The following is a 17,700-nucleotide window of genomic DNA, read 5'->3' as shown; positions in this document are numbered from 1 at the left end:
CAGGTGTCAAAGCCGCGGCTGAGCCGGGACCGGGAGCGGAAGAGCAGCTTTTCGCGTCGTCGCCGCGAAGGATGACGTTGCCCTATCCACCTTCGACCGTCTCGATACCGGCTCATCTCCTGCGATGACGGCTGTCGAGCGTCGCTGAATCGGACCTCACGCCGTCCAGATGCCAACAATGCGGAACGGCGCGGCGGAGAAGCGGGCGATCTCGGCAGCCGTCGCGTCGGGTCGGACCAGCTTGAGCGGGCTGGCCGAGATGACGACTTGCAGGCTGCCGCGCCTGCCGTCCGGCAGAGGCAGCCGAAAGAGGCGATCGACCGGCTCGCGCGAGCGACCGCCGACGACGCGGGTCCTCAACTGGCCGATGGCCACGCCATCGACACTGACCTCGAAGAGAAAGCGGCGCGGGTTCTCCGGCGGATCCATCCGCACCCGGAAGAACAGCGTGGCATTGCCCTGCACATCGCGCAGGGACAGGTGATGATCGAACGCCGCAGCGGAGGGGGCGGTGTCGTAGCCGCGGCGCCGGTTCATCCAGACGCCGGGCGTCCGCATCGCCCTTACCAGTCTCGCATTCTTGACCGCCAGGTCGAAGCCCCGACGACGCAGGATGCGATCGACGAGCCCATCCACCAGATTTTCGATGCGGCTACGGTCGTCCGGGTGGCGGGTATTGGACCAGTGCTTGAGCCGTTCGGTCGCCGATACCCGCGCCCTGGCCAGCCTGGCCGGAACGTGCTCCGGCACGGCGAGGCCGACACCCTGGATAAGATAGGCGATCCCGTCGCGGATGCCGGGCACGAGGCATCGTTGTTCTGCCGTAGCGACGAGGCGGTCCCAATCGATCGGCTGCCGGGCCATGCGCGTGGCCGCGTCGATCGCCCAGTCGCCCCCACCGCCTTCGACCCCGTGCGCCATCATCAACAGCATCGAATCCGTGGGGTCGGGCACCAGAACGGGCCGAAGCACCAGATTGGCAGGCTTCGCCCGGGCCCAGAGCGCCGCCTCGAGGACCGGGGTGCTGCGGGCGAAATGGAAGGGGCTGACATGGAGATCGATCTCGCCATGCTGGCCTTTCCTGAAATTCACTCGCAACCGGCCCGGAAGGGACTGCCGCAGCAATGCGAACGACTCGCCGCCCACGGCCCGCCATCCATTGGCCTCGAGGGCATCCAGCGCCGGGACGACATCACGCCTCTGGATCAGAATATCGATATCGCCCATGACCCGGCGGGGGGAAACCGCCAGGCCTTCGGCATATTGCGCACCGCCCTTGAACACGATGAAGGGCACGCCCGCCTCGTTGAGGCCATCGAAAACCTGGCACGATTCGCGCAGCCTGATCTGGGTTCGCGTCCAGATCTGCTTCGCCAGTCCATCGATGCGGGGCCGAAGCGGCGAGCGGGGATCGATCTCCGCCAGGCGCGCCGCCACGGGCACCAGAAGCCGCATCTCCTCCCACGTGATGTCATCGAAGTTCCGGCTGGCTTTCCAGTCCTGCCAGGATCGAGCGGCCTCGGCCGACGGACAAAGCGCTGCGCGCACCAGCAGCGCCACGCGCCCGGTCGGCCAGCTCTTTGGCGGCTGGGTTGCGATCACCGGCCTGCCTGGGCGAACGAGGCGCCGCGCATCACCGCGCCGCGAGGCGGCGATCCAACGCGGTCAAGATCGTCGGAAAGCTGAGCATAGGTGCAGAACGTCACGTCCGGCCGGTCGATGACACTCTCGATGAACCGCATCAGGGCCTTGCGGTAAACCAGCCCGCGATAGTTCGTGAAGTGATGGCCGATGTGGAGGGGAGCGCGATCCGTGACATAGTTTCTCTTGAAGTACTGGAGGTACGCCTCCACCACGCGTTCCTCCAGATCCTCCAGATCCTCGAAGATTTCAGGATTTTCCTGGGACTGCACGATGAAGAGATTGTAGTCCATCGAAAGCGGCGTCCGCCGGTAGCCCCTCAGCGGGATACTGGCCAGCTTGAACTTCCAGATCCCGTCACGGTTCTTCATCGGCCAATCGCCGGCCCGGCCGGCCATGCTGGCATCATAGCGGTATTGACGCGCGGCAAGCGCGGCATCGAGCCCCGGGCCTATGCTCAGGAAGGGCGCGCGAAACCCCTGGATATCGCTCGGGCCGAAAGCGAGGCCATCCTCGGCGCCGAGACCATTATTGGCTGCAAAGCCCTCGAGCAGCCGGTCGTAGGTCTCGAATTCGGCAAGCCACTCGGCCGGGCTCCAGGATGCGCCATCCAGATGCCCGACGGCATGCGAGGCGATTTCGTGCCCCGATCGGAAGAGCGCGTTCATGCAGGCGACGCGCTCGACCAGCTCGGGTTGCGTTCCGCCAAACCGGATCCTGGCCGTGCCGGGTTCGCTGCCCGGACCCTGGTAGAGGGTGCGACGCTCCTCTGTGAGGAAACAGGTCCCGCTGACAAAGAATGTGAGCCGAAGACGGGGATGCTTGTCGGCGAAAGCCGTCCAGGCGCGCCAGCTCTCGATGTCGACGCAGCCATCGAACGAAATCAGCACATATTGCTCAGTCACGTGCGGTTCGACCTTCCCCCTGGCGCAGCTCTGCGGCATCGTGACATGCGCGATGCGCGCGATCCAGAACTACGGCTGTCGGACCGGCCGATATGAACGGATTGATTCGTCGCCCCCCTAGAACAAGCGATCCTACCTTGCCGAACCATTCTGAAGCGGCCCTGCATGCGTCAACGGAGCACGCGCCCTGCCGCGATATCGCCCTGCGCATGCTTGCCAGCCTGCGCAAGGGAAAGAGGCAGGCGGCATTTGATCTCGCCTGCGAGATCACGGACTCCGAGGCCGCCGACCTGCATAGCCTCGCGCTGGCGGGGCGCATCCTCGAGCGCGTCGGAGCTCGCAACGGCGAATCGGAACGGCTCTATCGCCGCATGATGGCGGCGGCGCCGGAACGTATCTATCCTCGCTATAAGCTCTGCGACGTTCTTCTGAACCGGGGCCAACCCCTCGAAGCGGCAGAGCTTGCCACGACGCTGGTCGCGCAGGCGCCCGACAATGCCCGCATCCAGACCCTGGAGAAGCGCGTGACCGCTTCCACGACGGGGTCGGATTTCGGCCTCTGGCGTCGATGGTGCATGGGCGACGGTTCATCGCAGGAGGGCGACAGCATCGCGACCGCGGCGATGGCCGTCATCGTGATCGGCTTTCGGGCCCAACCGGGCCTGATCCATGCCGTCGAGTCCCTGCTCGAACAGGACGAGCCGGCCGAAATTGTCGTCGTCAACTCAGGCGGCGGGGACCCCGCGGCACTGCTGCAATCCTGCGCAGCCCGCATTCGCCTCATCGATATCCAGGCGCCGCTCTATGCCGGGGCGGCGCGCAATATCGGCATCGACGCGAGCAGCGCCCCCTACATAGCTTTCCTCGCCGGTGACTGCAGGGCCAAGCCCGGCTGGATCCGGACCCGGCTGGCCGCGCATGACAGGGGAGCCCGGGCGGTCGCCTCTGCGATCATCCCCGCGGATCATGATGACGATCTGGCCCTGGCGGCCCATCTCTGCCTGTTCGGTGCCCGGTCTCCGGAGATACCGCCTACGCAGGCGCTTCGATACGGCGCGTCCTATGATCGGCAGGTCTTCGCCGAATTCGGCTATTTCAATTCGACGTTGAGGGTCAGCGAGGACACGGATCTGGCCAGACGGCTCGGCAGGGACATTCACCCAGCCTGGGTTCCGCAGGTGCAGACCGAGCATGGCGGCCCGCAAGGCCGGCTGCGCTTCTGGCGCGACATGTTCGGCCGAGGCCGCCGGGCGGCCCGCTATCAGCCGGCGCGGACCCAGCCATCGTCAAAACGCGCTGCGGTCCTCGGTGACCTGCTCGCCGCCGCGCGTCAGCGCGCCATGACAGCGCTGCGCATCGCCGACGCGTTCCTGAAACTGGAACCGACGCGGCAGGCTGCCATCGGGAAGCTCGTCTGGCCTGCCTCGCTCGCCTATGGCGCCGGAAACTATTTCGGACTTCTCTCGATCCGCCGCGCCCAACGCTTGCACCGGCAAAGTCGCCGGTGGCGATCCGGGGGCGCCATTCGGTCAGCGCTCCGCAAGGCCGAAAGGGCACTGCAGGCGGATCCTGCGAACCTGGCAATTCGCCTTGAACTGGTTGATCTCCTGCGCGCGAGCGGCGGGAACGGTGCCAATGCGAGCGCCAGCGCCCATCGGGACATCGCCGCCCATCTGGACATCGCAATGTGGCAGTCGGCCTTTCACGACGAGAGGCTGGCCGGGATGGCCGACTGGCTGATTGAGCGGAAACTGATCGAGCAGGCATGGCGGCTCGGCGAAATCGCGACCTTCAGCCTGCCCTCGGCATTTCTCGTCCATGATCGACTCGCGCGGGCGGCAGAAGCCATCGGCGATCCCGCCGCCTTCGAACTCGCGGCATTCGATGCGATGGCGCGCGATCCAGCCGCGGCGCCGATCCGCCCGCGGCTCGATGCGCTTTACGAAACCAGCTCTCGTGCATCGAACTGAGCCGGCAATGCCGCGATGAAGTCGCGCAGCACACGCCCGTTCGCAGCCGCGTCGTCGGAGAGCTCCATCTCGAAACAGGGCAGGCACGCCAGAAGCCGTGCAAAAAACGACATGCCGTCATCCGCTTCGCCAGCGAACTGGTGCAGGTTCGAACTCATCAGCGCCAGCATCAGCGCCTGGGGCCGGGCCGCCACGATGGCCGGCCGGCTCGCATGCGCGATACGCGGCAGGATGGCAGCGCGCAGGTCCATTTTATCGACGGTTGCGCCTCGGAAGAACTGATCCGGGTCGAACTCGACCTTGCCACGCCAATTGTCAACCAAATGCGCCGTTTTCGCATCGAGTTCCGGGGTGCGCGCCAGCCCTGCCCGGTCCTGCTTGAGCACGCGATAGAGCGGGCGCGCCACCGGTCCGGGGGAACCGGCGAGAGCGACATAGTCGTCTCCCACCGTTGAAAGCCCCGCCGCGAGCCCGGCAAGCGTGGTGCCGGACTTTCCAGCGCCGCCCTTGCCGAACAGCACGACGCCACGATCCCGCCAGCCAAGCGTCGCGGCATGAGCCAGGCGCAGGCCGCTCTCGTCCAACAGCCAGTGCAGATGCTGCCGAAGCGGTGCCGAACCCTCCCACGGCGGCAGGTCGTCGGGACTGGCCGTCCATTGCACGCCGACCCGGGATCGGGGGTCGAAGAAGCGCCAGACACGAGCCTGGAAGGGATAGGCCGCTCGCAGGCCGGCGGCCCTGATCATGGCGTGAAACGCAGGCGGTGGAAATTCGGCATCCCGCCATGCCGGCACAGCCTGAAACGCCGCCGCCTTGCCGGTCAGCACATAGAGACGGTCGGCCGGCATCCCCTCCACCTCGACATCGCGGAGCCGGCCTGCATAGGCCGCGGCGAAATCGGGATCATCGAAATGCGTTTCGATGTTGAGGCCCGCCGGCGTGATGCGATGGGTGGTGAAAAGCGCACGCGGCGTCGCTTCAAGCTCGCGGATCACCTGGCGCATCCAATCGACCAGATTGCAACGATCCACGCCGGCTCCCTGATCGGCCTTGGTCTCCATGTCTTGATATCTCCCATCCGGCGCGCCGGCATATTCTCGTGGCAGTTGAAGCGCGAGACCGTTTGCTGTCTAGCTCTTCGCCTCGCGACACCGGACAATCCAAGCCTTAGCATGCTGCCGTTCATGAAGATCAAGAACATTGAAGTCCGTCACGCCAGCGATGCGGTCTGCAGACGAATTCACGCATGGTTTCAGTCGGACAAGCGGATCGGCATCCTCGACGGCAGTCGCTCCATCCAGCTGCCGCACCCGGAGAAACGCGGCTTCGCCCTCAAGATCAAGGGCGCGGGGCTCCATGGCGGCACCGTGCGTTTCGGCGTGTTCAGCAAGACGGGACCAGCCGCAAGGCGCTTCGATTTTGACGGGCGGGTCATGGAGGACGTGGCGTCTGGCCACGACAATGCCTTCCTGGGAGGCGCTTCCTTTCAGCAGGCATCGACCGAATTCCATGTCAGCCGACTTCTGGCCGAACGGGGTGTCCCCGTCGTCCCATGCCTGGGCTTTGGCAGGATCGACACGGAGACGCACGTCTCGTGGTTCTCCATCTTCGAATGGCACCGCGACTGGAAGTCCGGTCTCATCCCCGGCGAAGACTATGGCGAGGCCAATATCCGCCTGACCTCTGCGATGCTGCAGCTTGCCGTCGAACACGACCTCATCGGCTATTGCGGCCAGATCCGCGACAGCGCGGGACGATACTTGCTGAAGGATCTGCACCCTTTCCATCAGGCGGACCCGATCAGCATGTCGCAGCTCTCCTGGGTCATGCAGGTGCTGTTCACGCTGAATATCCGCTGTCATGCCGCCCGGCACTTTGCCGTTGCCGCCGGTCTGGACGTTTTGCCCGACGATATCGTCGCCTATCCGCTGCGAGGGCTCGTCGCAGACGCGACCCTGGACGACTTCACCGCGCTGCGGGCGAGTGTCCTCAAACCCTACCTGGCCCGGGCCCCGCAGGATTTCACGCCTCGGGCGCTTTACGAGGCGCTCCGAAGCACCCGAACCGGCAATGCCCTGCTCGATCTCTGCCCTCCGAAATTTACCCGCTGGTGAAATCCCGCTTTTCACCTACCCGCCCTTGCCCTACGAAATGGAGACAGGCAGTAAGGTATTCGACCTTAGGTAATGCTGTATCGGAACAGTTTGGGGAACATGACGAGCACCACCAGCAGAAGGGTCAGTGTCGTGATCCCCGCCTTCAACGCCGAGGCCTATCTCGCCGAAGCCGTGGCGAGCATCCTCGAACAGACAGCGCCTGCCGCCGAGATCCTCGTCATCGATGACGGGTCAAGCGACGGCACCGGAAACGTCGCCCGCAGCATCCAAGGCGTGACCTATGTCCGTCAGGCCAATGCGGGCGTCGCCGCGGCGCTCAACCACGGGACCCGTATCGCCAGCGGCGATTGCATCGCGTTTCTCAGCGCGGACGATATCTGGTCCCCGGACAAGCTCGCGTGGCAGCACCAGGCGCTGCAGGACGCGCCGAACCGGCTTGTCTTCGGCCATATGCAGCACTTCGTTTCGCCCGAACTGACGCCGGTCCAGGCGGCAGGCCTGGTGTGTCCGCCAGAGCCGATGCCCGCCTTTTCGGCCGGTACGCTGCTGACCCGACTCGATACGTTTCGCGCCATCGGCCCGCTGAACGAAAGCTTCACGGTCGGCGAATTCCTCGATTGGTATGGCAGGGCGCGCGATGGCGCCGCCGAGGTGATCATGCTCGACGCCGTCCTGTCTCGACGCCGCGTCCATCTCGACAACCAGAGCACCAGGGCCCTGCGCGAGAAAAGCTACACGCCCGTGCTGAAGGCGCTGCTGGACCGCCGACGCAGCGCGAAGGCCAACTGATGCGGCTGGTGGTTCTGCTGCAGGCCCGCAACGAGCAACGTTTCCTGCCCGGCTGGCTCGAGAATGTCGCCCCGGCCGTCGACGGCGTCCTCGCGCTGGATGATGGCTCCGAGGATGCCACCGCGGAGATCCTCGCCGGGCACCCAAAACTGATCCAGCTCATCCGCAATCCCGTGGGGCAGCCATGGAACGAGCGCGGCAACCAGATGGCCCTCATCAAGGCGGCCCGCCAGCATGGCGCCGAATGGATTCTCTGCGTCGACGCCGACGAGCGGCTGGAGGAACGGTTCGCTGGCGACATCGGCCAAATTCTCGATGATGCCGAAACGAAGGGTATCGAGGCCTATTCGCTGCGGTTCCGCGAGCTGTGGGATGACCGGGCGCACTACCGGAAGGACGGCATCTGGGGCCGCAAGATGCGCTACTGCCTGTTCCGGAACGACCCTCGCCACACCAAATTCGATCCGCGCCCGCTCCACCGCTACTGGATGCCGCTCGATATCGTCACGCGCCTGGCAAGCGTCGGCGCCCAACTGCCGCACAATCTCTATCACCTGCGCATGATACGCGCCGAAGACCGCCAGGCGCGCCACCAGCGCTATGTCACCCTGGATCCCGACAATCGCTACCAGGCCCAGGGCTACGACTATCTCGTCGATGAGACCGGGATGGAGTTGGCGACGATTCCACCCGAACGCGACTTTCTGCCCCTGCGGGACGCCGCTCTTTCAGAATGAGCGCGCGCTCCCATTCCACCACTCCCATCACTAGGACATTCTCGTGTCGGCCCATTACCTTGAACTCGCATCGCCCCAGTGCTCGGCGGATGATTTCGACGGCGAGATCGTCGCGATCAATCTAGAAACCGGCATCTACTACAGCATTAAGGATTCCGGTGCCGTGCTCTGGCACGATCTGACGGCCGGCCATTCGGTCGAGGCACTCGTCGAACTGGCCGGTGAAAACATCGAACTGGCCGCCGGGATCGCGCGCTTCGCCGACGAAGTGGTGAGCTGCGGCCTCATGCGCCCGACCACCGAGGCGCCAGTTCCGAACGAACCTGCCGCCACCGCCGCGCAGGCTGCAACGATGAGCGCTCCGGCGCTGGAGTCGTTTGGCGACATGCAGGATCTCCTGCTGCTCGACCCGGTGCATGAGGTCGACGAGGAGATGGGCTGGCCGAAGGCGCAGGACCAGGGATAGGCCCTTGCGACGCACGGCCCCGCTGCCTGCGGGGCCGTGCAGCTCGCCGGACTTGCGCGATGCCGCAGGCTCCTGCCGCCGTAAGGACAGGCCGTGGTGGGTTCCGCCCCCCTGCTTCACGCCACCCAGTGCCTGCGCTTGCCGAGGGACGATCGCGGCAGCCATGCCTCCAGCGGGATCGTGATCTCGATGACGTCACCGACCTTCGCCGTCTGCGGCACGACGATCGCGCCGGGATCAATCCGGAAGGGGAAGTTTGCAGGAAGCGTCGGAGCCGACATCCGGCTTTCCGCCTTCACGCGCTCGAGATAGAGCCGACCCTCGCTTCCCCCCGGCCGAATTGCGGACCGACGAACAGATCCTGTCCTACGTCCGGCAATATGGATCGGTCGACTATCATCCGGCCGGGACGTGCCGGATGGGCGCGGGCGCGGATGCGGTAGTCGATCCGGAAGATAAGCTGGACGGCATGGATGGCATCCACGTCATCGACAACTCGATCATGGCGTATCTTAACGGTGGCAACACCAACGCTCCCGCGATCATGATCGGCGAAAAGGGGGCGGCGCTGGTTCGCGGCGAAGCTCCGCTGCATGAAGGAGCATAACGTGCAATTGAGATCCGGCACAGGGCGCAGACAAGACGATCAGGAGCGCGGAACACGTGAGCGACGGAACCTTGGTGCCCCCAACAATGCTGAAGCGCGCAACCATCCACGACGTCGCCTGGGCGACGAGAAGGGGCAACGGACATGACCATTGGGATATGGGAAGCGATGGAGTGGATGAACGAGCCGCCGGAATGGTCCGTTCAATCCGGTGCTCTTCAGGTCACGACGGCGGGGGAGACTGATTTCTGGCAATCCACCTTCTACGGTTTCCGGCGAGACAGCGGCCACTTCCTGCATGGACAGGCCGAGGGCGACTTCACCGCGATGGTGGAGTTCGAGGGCCGATACGAGACGCTCTATGACCAGGCGGGTCTGATGCTGCGGCTCGATGAGCGAAACTGGATCAAGCTCGGCATCGAGCATTCCGACGGGGTCACCAATTTCAGCCTCGTATGCACGCGCGACGGCGTGTCGGACTGGTCGGTCACGGCACGCCCGCTGCTGACGGGCCCCCAGGCGGTGCGCCTGACCCGCGTCGGTGGCGCGGCGATCGCGCATTACCGCGACACCGAAGGTGGCTGGCAGTTGATGCGGCTGTGCCCGTTTACGGAGACTTCCAGCTTGCGGATCGGCCCCATGACCTGCTCGCCACAACGGGCAGGATTCCAGGTTCGCTTCACGCGGCTCGAGGTCGGCGCGCCCATCGCCAACCCGCTGCATGGCTGACACATCGCCTCCATCCAAAGCTGCCAACGCACACATGGCGCGGCAAACCGCGCCCTCGCGACAAAGCGACCAGAGGAAACGCCATGAACCCGATGTCGATTGCGCCTTATCACGAAGCGCTCGATCTTCTTGCCGCCAAGCTCATCGAGGACGAGCGGACCCTCGGCGTCGAGTTCCCCTATGTCACCGCCCCGGACGGCGCCTGGCAGACCATGCCGGCCTCGGTCTCGGCCGGCTATACCGGGGCGAACTGGAGCCACGGCAACTGGTTCTGCGGCTTCTGGGTCGGCCTGCTGCTGGCGTCCTACCTGCACACGCGGGATGAAAAATTCCTGACGCTGGCGCGCGAGCGGATGCTGCTGGTCGAACAGCGCGCCGAGGACGGCAATACGCACGATATCGGCTTCATCTTCCTGAGCTCGGCGATGCCGTTCTACCGCATCACCGGCGAGCGCCGGTATCGCGACATCGCGCTGCGCGCCGCCGCCCGGCTGCGCGATCGCCTCGTCGTCACCCGGAAGGGCGCCTACATCTCGTCCTGGGGACCGATGAGCGATCCGCGCGGCCGCGCCAGTTCGGCGATCGACACCATGGCCAACATCCCCCTGCTCTACTGGGCCGCGACCGAGAGCGGCGATGCCAGCTTCCTGCTCGCCGCCGAGGCGCATGCCCGGATGACCGACCGCGCCTTCACCCGACCCGACCTGACGCTCTACCACGCCGTCGAATACGACACGACGAGCGGCGCGCGGCTGCGCGGCTACACCTATCAGGGCCAGCACGACGAATCGTCCTGGTCGCGCGGCACCGGCTGGTCGGTTTATGGCCTCGCGGCAACGGCAGGCGCCACGGGCGATCGCCAGTATCTGGCACGCGGCGGCGTGATCGCCGACAAATGGCTGCAACAACTCGGCGAAGACGTCGTGCCGCCGTGGGATTTCAACGACATTTCGGCCGACGCGCCGAAGGATTCATCGGCCAGCGCGATCATGGCAGCGGGTCTGATCGATCTCGCCCGCCTGCATCGCGACGAGGCCGAGCGCGCCAAGTGGCAGGGCGAGGCCGACCGGCTTCTGGCCGGCCTCTGTCGCGACTATCTCGCCCGCGAACCCGGCCATCGCGGCCTGTTGAGGAAGGCCTGCTATTCGATGCCGCACCAGATCGGCGTGCAGTCGGCGGTGATGTTCGGCGATTACTTCTTCGTCGAGGCGCTGATGCGCTTCGCCATGCCCGGCGCCTTCAGCCTCGAGCACCGGCAGATCGTTTAGGCCAGAATCTCGGTGCGGCGCACCTGTCGATTCGCGTCCGGTGTGCTCGAAAGATCCGCTCCATTCCCCCCGAATTCCGAAGTATGCCTAGCCTACACCTCCAGATCGGGCGGAATAGAACAAAAATGTCACATCCCTGGGATTGTGGTGACGTTTGGCAAGACACGCGCCGATTGCGAAGCCAGCTTGTCGGCAGGCCGACCCGGGGGCCGATCATGGCGCGCACGGCAACGATTGGGAGAGCAGAGGATCGGCCGCACGGCGCTGCCTGGCGTGACGGACGGATTGGGGAGCGGAAGCAGCCGCGGAGATCAGCCTCCCTTCAACGTCGGCTTTTGACCCAAGGCGCCCCAACCGGGGGCGCCTCGGGCTTCAAGAACGCCGGGACCTCAAGAACGCTCGGGCTTCAAAAAAACCAGGGCTTCAGGAACCGGGGATCGTCGAACGGTCTTCGCGCCAACTCTCACCACGTGAGTTTGAACCCGCCCCATAGCTGATGGTTGTCGTCTCCGCCGCCGAATTCGCCGTCATAGCTGACGAAGAGCGAGCTGTTGTCACGGATCCGGGCGGTAGCGGAGACGCCGACCAGCGCGCTGTCGCGCGGCACGCCCGCGCCCCAGACGGTGAAGTCGGCACCGGGAGCCGCGGCGAACGCCGCCGTCATCGACTGCGCGGTGTCGGCAAACTCGTGCACCCAGCCGAGCCGCGACCCGAGGTCGAGCGGCACGCCGTTGCCGAGGTCAAAGCTCGCCGTGAAGTCGGCGCCGAAGGTGGTGCGCACCGAGGTCGCGGATTGCGAGGCCACGACCAGGTTGTACGGGCTCGAGCCGGTCTCGGTGAAACCGTTCTGGTCGAGCGAGACCACCTGCAGCCGGCCGAACGGCGTGATCGAGGTCTTCGAGGGGATATCCAGGTCGAATTTGTAGCCGGTCTCGATCTGGCCGAGGAACTGGCCCGCCTCGGTGTCGCCGTTGGCGAGGCCGAAGGCCAGGCCAGGGCTCAGGATCATGCGCTCCATGCTGTTGCTGGCATGGGCATAGCCGACCAGCGCATCGGCATAGAACGCGCCCTGCGTGAAGGAGCCGTAGGCGACCGCGCTGAGGGTGTCGGCATCGGTGTCGCCGGCAAAACCGTCGACCGACGGCGAGCCGGAGACATAGCCGCCGGCAACGCCGAGCAGGAAATCCGGATTGAGGCGGTAGTCGAGGCCGAAGGCGGTGCCGCTCAGGGAATAGTCCAGGCCCGAGGCGTTGGCGTCGCCGCTCACGCTGCCGGTGCTGCCGATGCCGCTGATCCAGGCGGAGAAGCCCGCCAGCGTGTCCGAGCCGGGGCCGGCAAGGGATGCCCGGTCACCGCTCGAGCCGGCACCGCGCGCGGTCGACATCTGCCGTCCCACGGCGTTCATGAACAACTGGCTGGCGCGCAGGTTCACCGTGGCGAAGTCGGCATAGGGCTCGCCGCTGAGCTGCTGCAGCGCGGCGGAGCCGTAGCCGACCGGTACGTTGCCGAGCGCGTTCAGGAGGGCGGAAGAACTGCCGGTGGCGGCGACCAGATCGAGGGCGCTGCCCACCGCCTGCTGGTTGGCCGTGACGGCGGCGGCCTGGAAGGCGTCGTTTGCGAAATCGAGGGTGAGGTAGAGGTTCTGCGCATCAAACGACAGTTCGGGGGTGAGGAAGGCGCTACCGCCGGTGATCTCGTCGAAATGCGCCGTGCCGCCGCCCTCGGCGGAGACGATTGTATAGGTGATGCCGGGCGTATAGACGCCGGCCTCCTGAACGACGACGAGGGTGCCGGCGGTGATGGTTGCCGTATGTCCGGCGCCGATGACGATGATGCGGTCGCTCTCGCCGGCGGCATTCACCTCCACCACCATCTCGCCATCGTCGAATTCGAAATCGCCGTTGATGGTGATATGGCCGATGGAGTTGCCGGGGTTGATCTTGCCACCATTGTTTGTGACCTTGCCGTTGATCCGGCTGCTCCCCTCAAGCGTGCCACCACTGTTGACTGACACGTCGCCGTTCAGCGTGCCATTCACGGAGACGATGCCGTGATTATCGATATTGGTACCGTTGCCGGCGCTGTTCAGGGTGCCGTTCAGGGCAAGGGTGCCATAGACAGTGGTGCCCTCGCCGGCCGTGTTCAGCGTGCCGTTCAAGACGAGGGTGCCGGTATTGATCGTGGTGCCGCCAAGGGCGCTGTTGATGCCATTGAGGGTCAGCGTCCCCTCGCCGTTCTTGGCGAGTTCTCCGTCGCCTTCAAGACCGCCGGCATAGGTGCCGTCGACAATCTCCTTGAAGGTCAGCTCCGCTCCTTCGGCGATATGGATCTTGCCGACGAGGTTCTTGCTTGAACCCTCAAGATAGCCTTGCTGCAGATCGAAGGCGTAGCCGTCAGCCAGCCCCGCGAACTTGGTCTCGCCGGTCAGGACGAGGGTGCCCTTGCCGGTCTTCACAACGGTGCCGTACCCTGTCTCGGTGCCGAGGCCTGTGATGTTACCCGAAAATACACTGTAGACTTCATCTTGCTGGAAGACGACCGAGCGGGCATTGGTATTGTTCGCGTTGTAGTCGAATATGATGTTGCCCTTCAGCGTGTCGGTGTTGCCTATGATGGTGCCGCCGCTGTTGGTGATGCCGGCATAGGTGCTGGTGCCGTCGAGCACGAGCGTGCCGGTGCCGAGCAGGCTGAGGGTGGTGCCGCTGATCGCGCCCGTAAGGGTGAGCGTGGTGCCGCTGTCGAGCTGGAAGCCGCCGCCCGCGACCCCGCCGAGGGTGATGGCCCGCGAGGTCGTGAAGCTCTGGGTCGCCCAGAGGTGCCCGTTTTCGGAAAGCTCCAGCCTCGCGCCCGCCGCACCCAGCTTGTCATCGGAGGCAACCTGCAGCGTGCCGGCGCGCACGGCGGTGCCGCCCGTGGCGTTGTTGGTGCCGGTAAGGTTCACGATGCCGCCGCCGGACTTGATGAAGGTGCCGTTGCCGCTGATGGTGCCGGCATAGACCAGCGGATGGAGCGCGGAGGAAAGCCCGCCCGAGCCGACGATGTTGAGGTTGCGGGTCATCGTCAGGTTGGGCGCGGCATCGGCCGTGGTGCCGACTATGCCGCCATTCTGCAGCGTGATCGCCTGACCGGCGGTGCCGAGATTGGCGTCGGTGGTGAAGAGTGCCTGTGCGTTGCTGCCGATGACGCGCAAGCCGCCGGTGAAGGTGTTGTTCGCCGCCAGAACGACGGTGTTGCTGTTGATATCCAGCTGGCCCGATCCGCTGATGACGCCGCTCATCGTCGCGACGGCGTTGTTCGGCGTGGTGCCGCCCGTCGATGCGATGCCGCCAATGCCGGTGACCGTGACCGCCTTGTTGAACGCGGTCGCTCCGGTGCCAAGCATCAGCGTGCCGCCGTTGAGGCCGAGGGTCGAGGTCGCGCCGAAATTGCTGGCGGTCGTGGTGACGAGGACGCCGCCGCCCGTGACGGAGATGGCGCCGGCAATCGTGCTGGCCGCGTCCAGAGTGAGCCGGCCGGCGCCGCTGACAGCGACCGAGCCGGTGCCGGTGATCGCGCCGGCATAGGTGCCATTGAAAGACTGATCGAAGATCAGCGCTGCATTGTTCTCGATATTGCCGGCGAGGCTCTTGCTGTTGCCCTGCAAGGTGCCTTCCTGCACCTGGAATTCGGCCGTGCCGGGCACCTGGGACTTGAAATTGCTCTCGCCCATCAGAGTGAGCTTGCCGGCGCCGGTCTTCACGACATTGCCGAGCCCCGGGGTCGAGCCGGTGCTCCCGATATTGCCGGTGAACGTGCCATCCGTGGCCTGGGCGAAGACCACCTTGCGGGAACTGGTGTTGGAGGCGTCGCTGTCGAACCGGATGCTGCGCCCGAGCGAAGAGGAGTCGCCCTGGAGGGTGCCGCCGTAATTCGCGAAGCCGGCGTGGGAGTTCGCGCCGGTGACGACGAGGGTGCCCTGGCCCGTCTGGTTGACCACGCCGCCGGTGATCGCCCCGCTCAGGCCGAGGGTGGTTCCCGCCCCCAGTTCGAAGCCGCCTCCGCCCGTGCCTATATTGATGGCCCGCCCGGTCGTGAAGGACTGGGAGGCCAGCAAGCGGCCATTGCCGGAGAATGCCAGCGTGCCCCCGGCGTCGCCAAGCCGTGCGTCGGAATCGACCTTCAGGGCGCCGCCCTGGATCGAGGTTCCGCCGGAATAGGTGTTGGTGCCGCTGAGCTCCACGACATTGGCGCCGCTGACGACGAGAGTCCCGGTGCCGCCAATGGCGCCCTTCCAGTTCACGGCATGCTGCGCGCCGGAAATGCCTCCCGTGCCGGAGACGGTCAGGTTGCGGTTGGTGGTGAAATTCGCCGCCGCATTCGCCGCGGCGCCGATCATGCCGCCGTCCGCCACGGTGACAGCCGCACCCGCGGCCCCGAGATTGGCATCGGCTGTGAAGAGCGCCGTGGCGCCGCCGGTGACGTTCAGACCGCCCGTGAAGGTGTTGCTGCCGGCCAGCGCGACGGTGCCGGTGTTGACGTCCACCGCCCCGGTGCCACTGATGACGCCGCTCACGGTCGCGATGCCGCTGCTCGAGCCGAGACGGCCCTGGTTCGTGACCGTGATCGCGTTCGTGAAGCCGACTCCGCTGCCAAGCAGCAGCGCGCCATTGTCGAGGGCGACGGTGCTCGCCGCCGCGATGCTGTTGGCGGCGGTGACTTCGACCGTTCCACCACCCGTCACCGTGGTCAGGCCCGTATAGGTGTTGGCGCCGGTCAGCGTCAGCTTGTCTCCGGTGACCGTCAGCGCGCCGGTGCCGGACATGCTGCCGGCATAGCTCCCGGCCGAAGTCTGATCGAACACCACGCTGGCATTGTTGACGATGCCGCCCTTGAGACTCGTCGAATTGCCCCGCAGCACGCCGCCGCTCACCGTGGTGCCGCCGGTGTAGCTGTTGGCGCCGGTGAGAGTGAGGGTGCCGGCGCCGGCCTTTACCAGCGCCCAGCTGCCGGCATTCGCACCGGTGCCGCCAGCGCCCGTCTGATCGCTGATGGCGTCGGCAATGGTCTGCGTTTCGCCCGCTGCCGGGGCCAGATTGAGCGTGCCATTTCCGGCGAGGAACAGGCCGGCGCCGGCGGCGCCGCCATTGCCACCGCCCTGCGAGGTGCTGCTGCCCCCCGTTCCGCCGGCGACCGTATTGCCGGCAACGTTCAGCGTGCCGCTGACGGACAGCTTCCCGCCATCCTGAACAAAGACGCCGCCGCCCATTCCGGCGCCGCCACCGCCGCCGCCATTGTACCAGTTGGAGCTGGTGCCCCCGGCAGCCCGGCCCTTGCCGCCGTTTCCACCGAGAAATCCACCCGTGCCGATTGCATCGTCCTGGCCGCCGCCGCCGCCGCCGCCAAACCCGCCATTGCCGCCCTTGGCTGCCCCGACGCTGCCACTGCCGCCGCCGCCAGCGCCCCACTGGCCATTGCCGCCATTGCCGTTGCCGCCCCCGACGGTGCCGCCCTGCCCGACACTGCCGCCAGACGAGGTCTGTCCGTTCCCTGCATTGGGGCCGCTGCCGCCACCGCCGCCGCCCTGGGCCGGGTTCCGTCCATCCGTGACGCCAATGCCGCCATTGCCGCCAACGGCGCTGTTATTCTGCAGGATCACGTTGCTGAGGGTGACGTTCGCGGCCGCGCCGACAAAAAGCCCGGCGCCCGTGCCCGCGCCGCCGCCGCCACCGCCGGCGCCATTTCCGCCACTCGTTCCCTTGGTGGTCAGGCCGGACAGATCGAGATTCTGGATCGCCACCGTGCCGGACTGGACATAGAGGCCGTTGGCATTCGCCCCTGCCTTGCCGAGCAGCTTGTGACCATTGCCGTTGATGGTGACGTTGGTCGTGATGACGCCGGCCTTGCCCTTGCCGCTCAGTTCGATATCGGCGGTGAAGGTGATCGTGTCGCCATTGCCCGCGCGGGTGACGGCGTCGGCAAGCTGGGCCTCATTGGCGACATTGAAATTCGCGGCGCGCGCCGGCGTCGCGGCAAGGCCGAGCCCCAGAGCCAGCAGCAGCGCGGGCAGCGTGCGTGCAAGGCCGGAGTAAAGGCCGGTCTGGCCGCGATAGGCCTGCGCGCGCAGGCGGTAGGAACGGGCGGGAGCTGCAGTAACGGGCATCGGCTTAATCCATGAAACGGTGAAAGACGAGGCGCAGTCCTGCCCTGCCCGAAGCGGTCGGGGCGCAGGCTGCGCTCGCGTCGAAGGCCAGCGGCCCCCAGTCGAAGGAATGGAGTTGACGAGGCGCGGCGGTGGCGCCGCCGATCCGGCCGCGAGTCTCAGACGGATCGAACGACCCGTGCCGAAGCGCGGGCAAGGGGTCGGCCACACAACAGGCGCCGTGTCCGGAGCGCGATATGCACGAGGCGTCTTCGCCTGGCGCTCGCGGGAGGTAGCCCGCTCGTTGCGGCCGCCCCGGCCAGGCAGGGCGACATTCGGAGTTTTCGATCATC

General features: G+C 66.1%; 13 protein-coding genes. 8 read left to right on the top strand and 5 right to left on the bottom strand.

Annotation, left to right across the window (positions count from 1 at the left end; genetic code table 11):
* Positions 1-156: 156 nt before the first annotated feature.
* Positions 157-1,560 (bottom strand): nucleotidyltransferase family protein, encoded by a 1,404-nt coding sequence (locus OSH10_RS05375; protein ID WP_266330589.1) that lies wholly within the window; start codon positions 1,558-1,560, stop codon positions 157-159.
* Positions 1,561-1,598: 38 nt separating this feature from the next.
* Positions 1,599-2,546 carry a polysaccharide deacetylase family protein gene (locus OSH10_RS05370; protein ID WP_266330588.1) on the bottom strand — a complete coding sequence of 316 codons (948 nt, stop codon included), beginning with the start codon at positions 2,544-2,546 and terminating at the stop codon, positions 1,599-1,601.
* 137 nt (positions 2,547-2,683) lie between these two features.
* On the opposite strand from OSH10_RS05370, the gene OSH10_RS05365 reads away from it, so the two are divergent.
* Positions 2,684-4,516: a glycosyltransferase family 2 protein gene (locus OSH10_RS05365; RefSeq protein ID WP_266330587.1), complete on the top strand. Its 1,833-nt coding sequence runs from the start codon at positions 2,684-2,686 to the stop codon at positions 4,514-4,516.
* Here the strand turns inward: OSH10_RS05365 and OSH10_RS05360 are convergent.
* Positions 4,486-5,577 carry a phosphoenolpyruvate carboxykinase (ATP) gene (locus OSH10_RS05360; protein ID WP_266330585.1) on the bottom strand — a complete coding sequence of 364 codons (1,092 nt, stop codon included), beginning with the start codon at positions 5,575-5,577 and terminating at the stop codon, positions 4,486-4,488. The genes OSH10_RS05365 and OSH10_RS05360 overlap by 31 nt on opposite strands.
* A 123-nt stretch (positions 5,578-5,700) precedes the next feature.
* Here OSH10_RS05360 and OSH10_RS05355 point away from each other — a divergent pair, with 123 nt between their 5' ends.
* From OSH10_RS05355 to OSH10_RS05340, 4 genes are all read left to right on the top strand, one after another.
* Positions 5,701-6,630 carry a hypothetical protein gene (locus OSH10_RS05355; protein ID WP_266330584.1) on the top strand — a complete coding sequence of 310 codons (930 nt, stop codon included), beginning with the start codon at positions 5,701-5,703 and terminating at the stop codon, positions 6,628-6,630.
* A gap of 99 nt (positions 6,631-6,729) precedes the next feature.
* On the top strand, positions 6,730-7,422 hold the full coding sequence (locus tag OSH10_RS05350; protein ID WP_266330583.1) for a glycosyltransferase family 2 protein: 693 nt from the start codon (positions 6,730-6,732) through the stop codon (positions 7,420-7,422).
* Positions 7,422-8,159, top strand: coding sequence for a glycosyltransferase family 2 protein (locus OSH10_RS05345; RefSeq protein WP_266330582.1), 738 nt, complete (start codon positions 7,422-7,424; stop codon positions 8,157-8,159). Before OSH10_RS05350 ends, OSH10_RS05345 begins: the two co-directional genes overlap by 1 nt.
* A 43-nt stretch (positions 8,160-8,202) precedes the next feature.
* Positions 8,203-8,625, top strand: a complete 423-nt coding sequence (locus OSH10_RS05340; RefSeq protein ID WP_266330581.1) for a hypothetical protein — start codon at positions 8,203-8,205, stop codon at positions 8,623-8,625.
* A gap of 116 nt (positions 8,626-8,741) precedes the next feature.
* Here OSH10_RS05340 and OSH10_RS05335 read toward each other — a convergent pair whose 3' ends face one another.
* Positions 8,742-8,906 (bottom strand): hypothetical protein, encoded by a 165-nt coding sequence (locus OSH10_RS05335; protein WP_266330580.1) that lies wholly within the window; start codon positions 8,904-8,906, stop codon positions 8,742-8,744.
* Between OSH10_RS05335 and OSH10_RS05330 the strand changes: the two genes are divergently transcribed.
* The 3 genes from OSH10_RS05330 to OSH10_RS05320 all read left to right on the top strand — a co-directional run bounded on the left by OSH10_RS05330 (position 8,882) and on the right by OSH10_RS05320 (position 11,229).
* Positions 8,882-9,232 (top strand): GMC oxidoreductase, encoded by a 351-nt coding sequence (locus OSH10_RS05330; protein ID WP_266330579.1) that lies wholly within the window; start codon positions 8,882-8,884, stop codon positions 9,230-9,232. The two genes, OSH10_RS05335 and OSH10_RS05330, sit on opposite strands and share 25 nt — an antisense overlap.
* A gap of 177 nt (positions 9,233-9,409) precedes the next feature.
* Positions 9,410-9,961, top strand: coding sequence for a DUF1349 domain-containing protein (locus OSH10_RS05325; protein WP_266330578.1), 552 nt, complete (start codon positions 9,410-9,412; stop codon positions 9,959-9,961).
* A gap of 83 nt (positions 9,962-10,044) precedes the next feature.
* Positions 10,045-11,229, top strand: coding sequence for a glycoside hydrolase family 88 protein (locus OSH10_RS05320; RefSeq protein WP_266330577.1), 1,185 nt, complete (start codon positions 10,045-10,047; stop codon positions 11,227-11,229).
* A gap of 463 nt (positions 11,230-11,692) precedes the next feature.
* Here OSH10_RS05320 and OSH10_RS05315 read toward each other — a convergent pair whose 3' ends face one another.
* Complete coding sequence (locus OSH10_RS05315; RefSeq protein ID WP_266330576.1) at positions 11,693-17,368, bottom strand: autotransporter domain-containing protein; 5,676 nt, start codon at positions 17,366-17,368, stop codon at positions 11,693-11,695.
* Positions 17,369-17,700: the final 332 nt, after the last annotated feature.

The sequence above is a fragment of the Kaistia defluvii genome, assembly GCF_026343955.1.
GTDB classification, from domain to species: domain Bacteria; phylum Pseudomonadota; class Alphaproteobacteria; order Rhizobiales; family Kaistiaceae; genus Kaistia; species Kaistia defluvii.
Note: the sequence above shows the minus strand (reverse complement) of the source record. Positions and strands in the feature narration are given on the sequence as shown.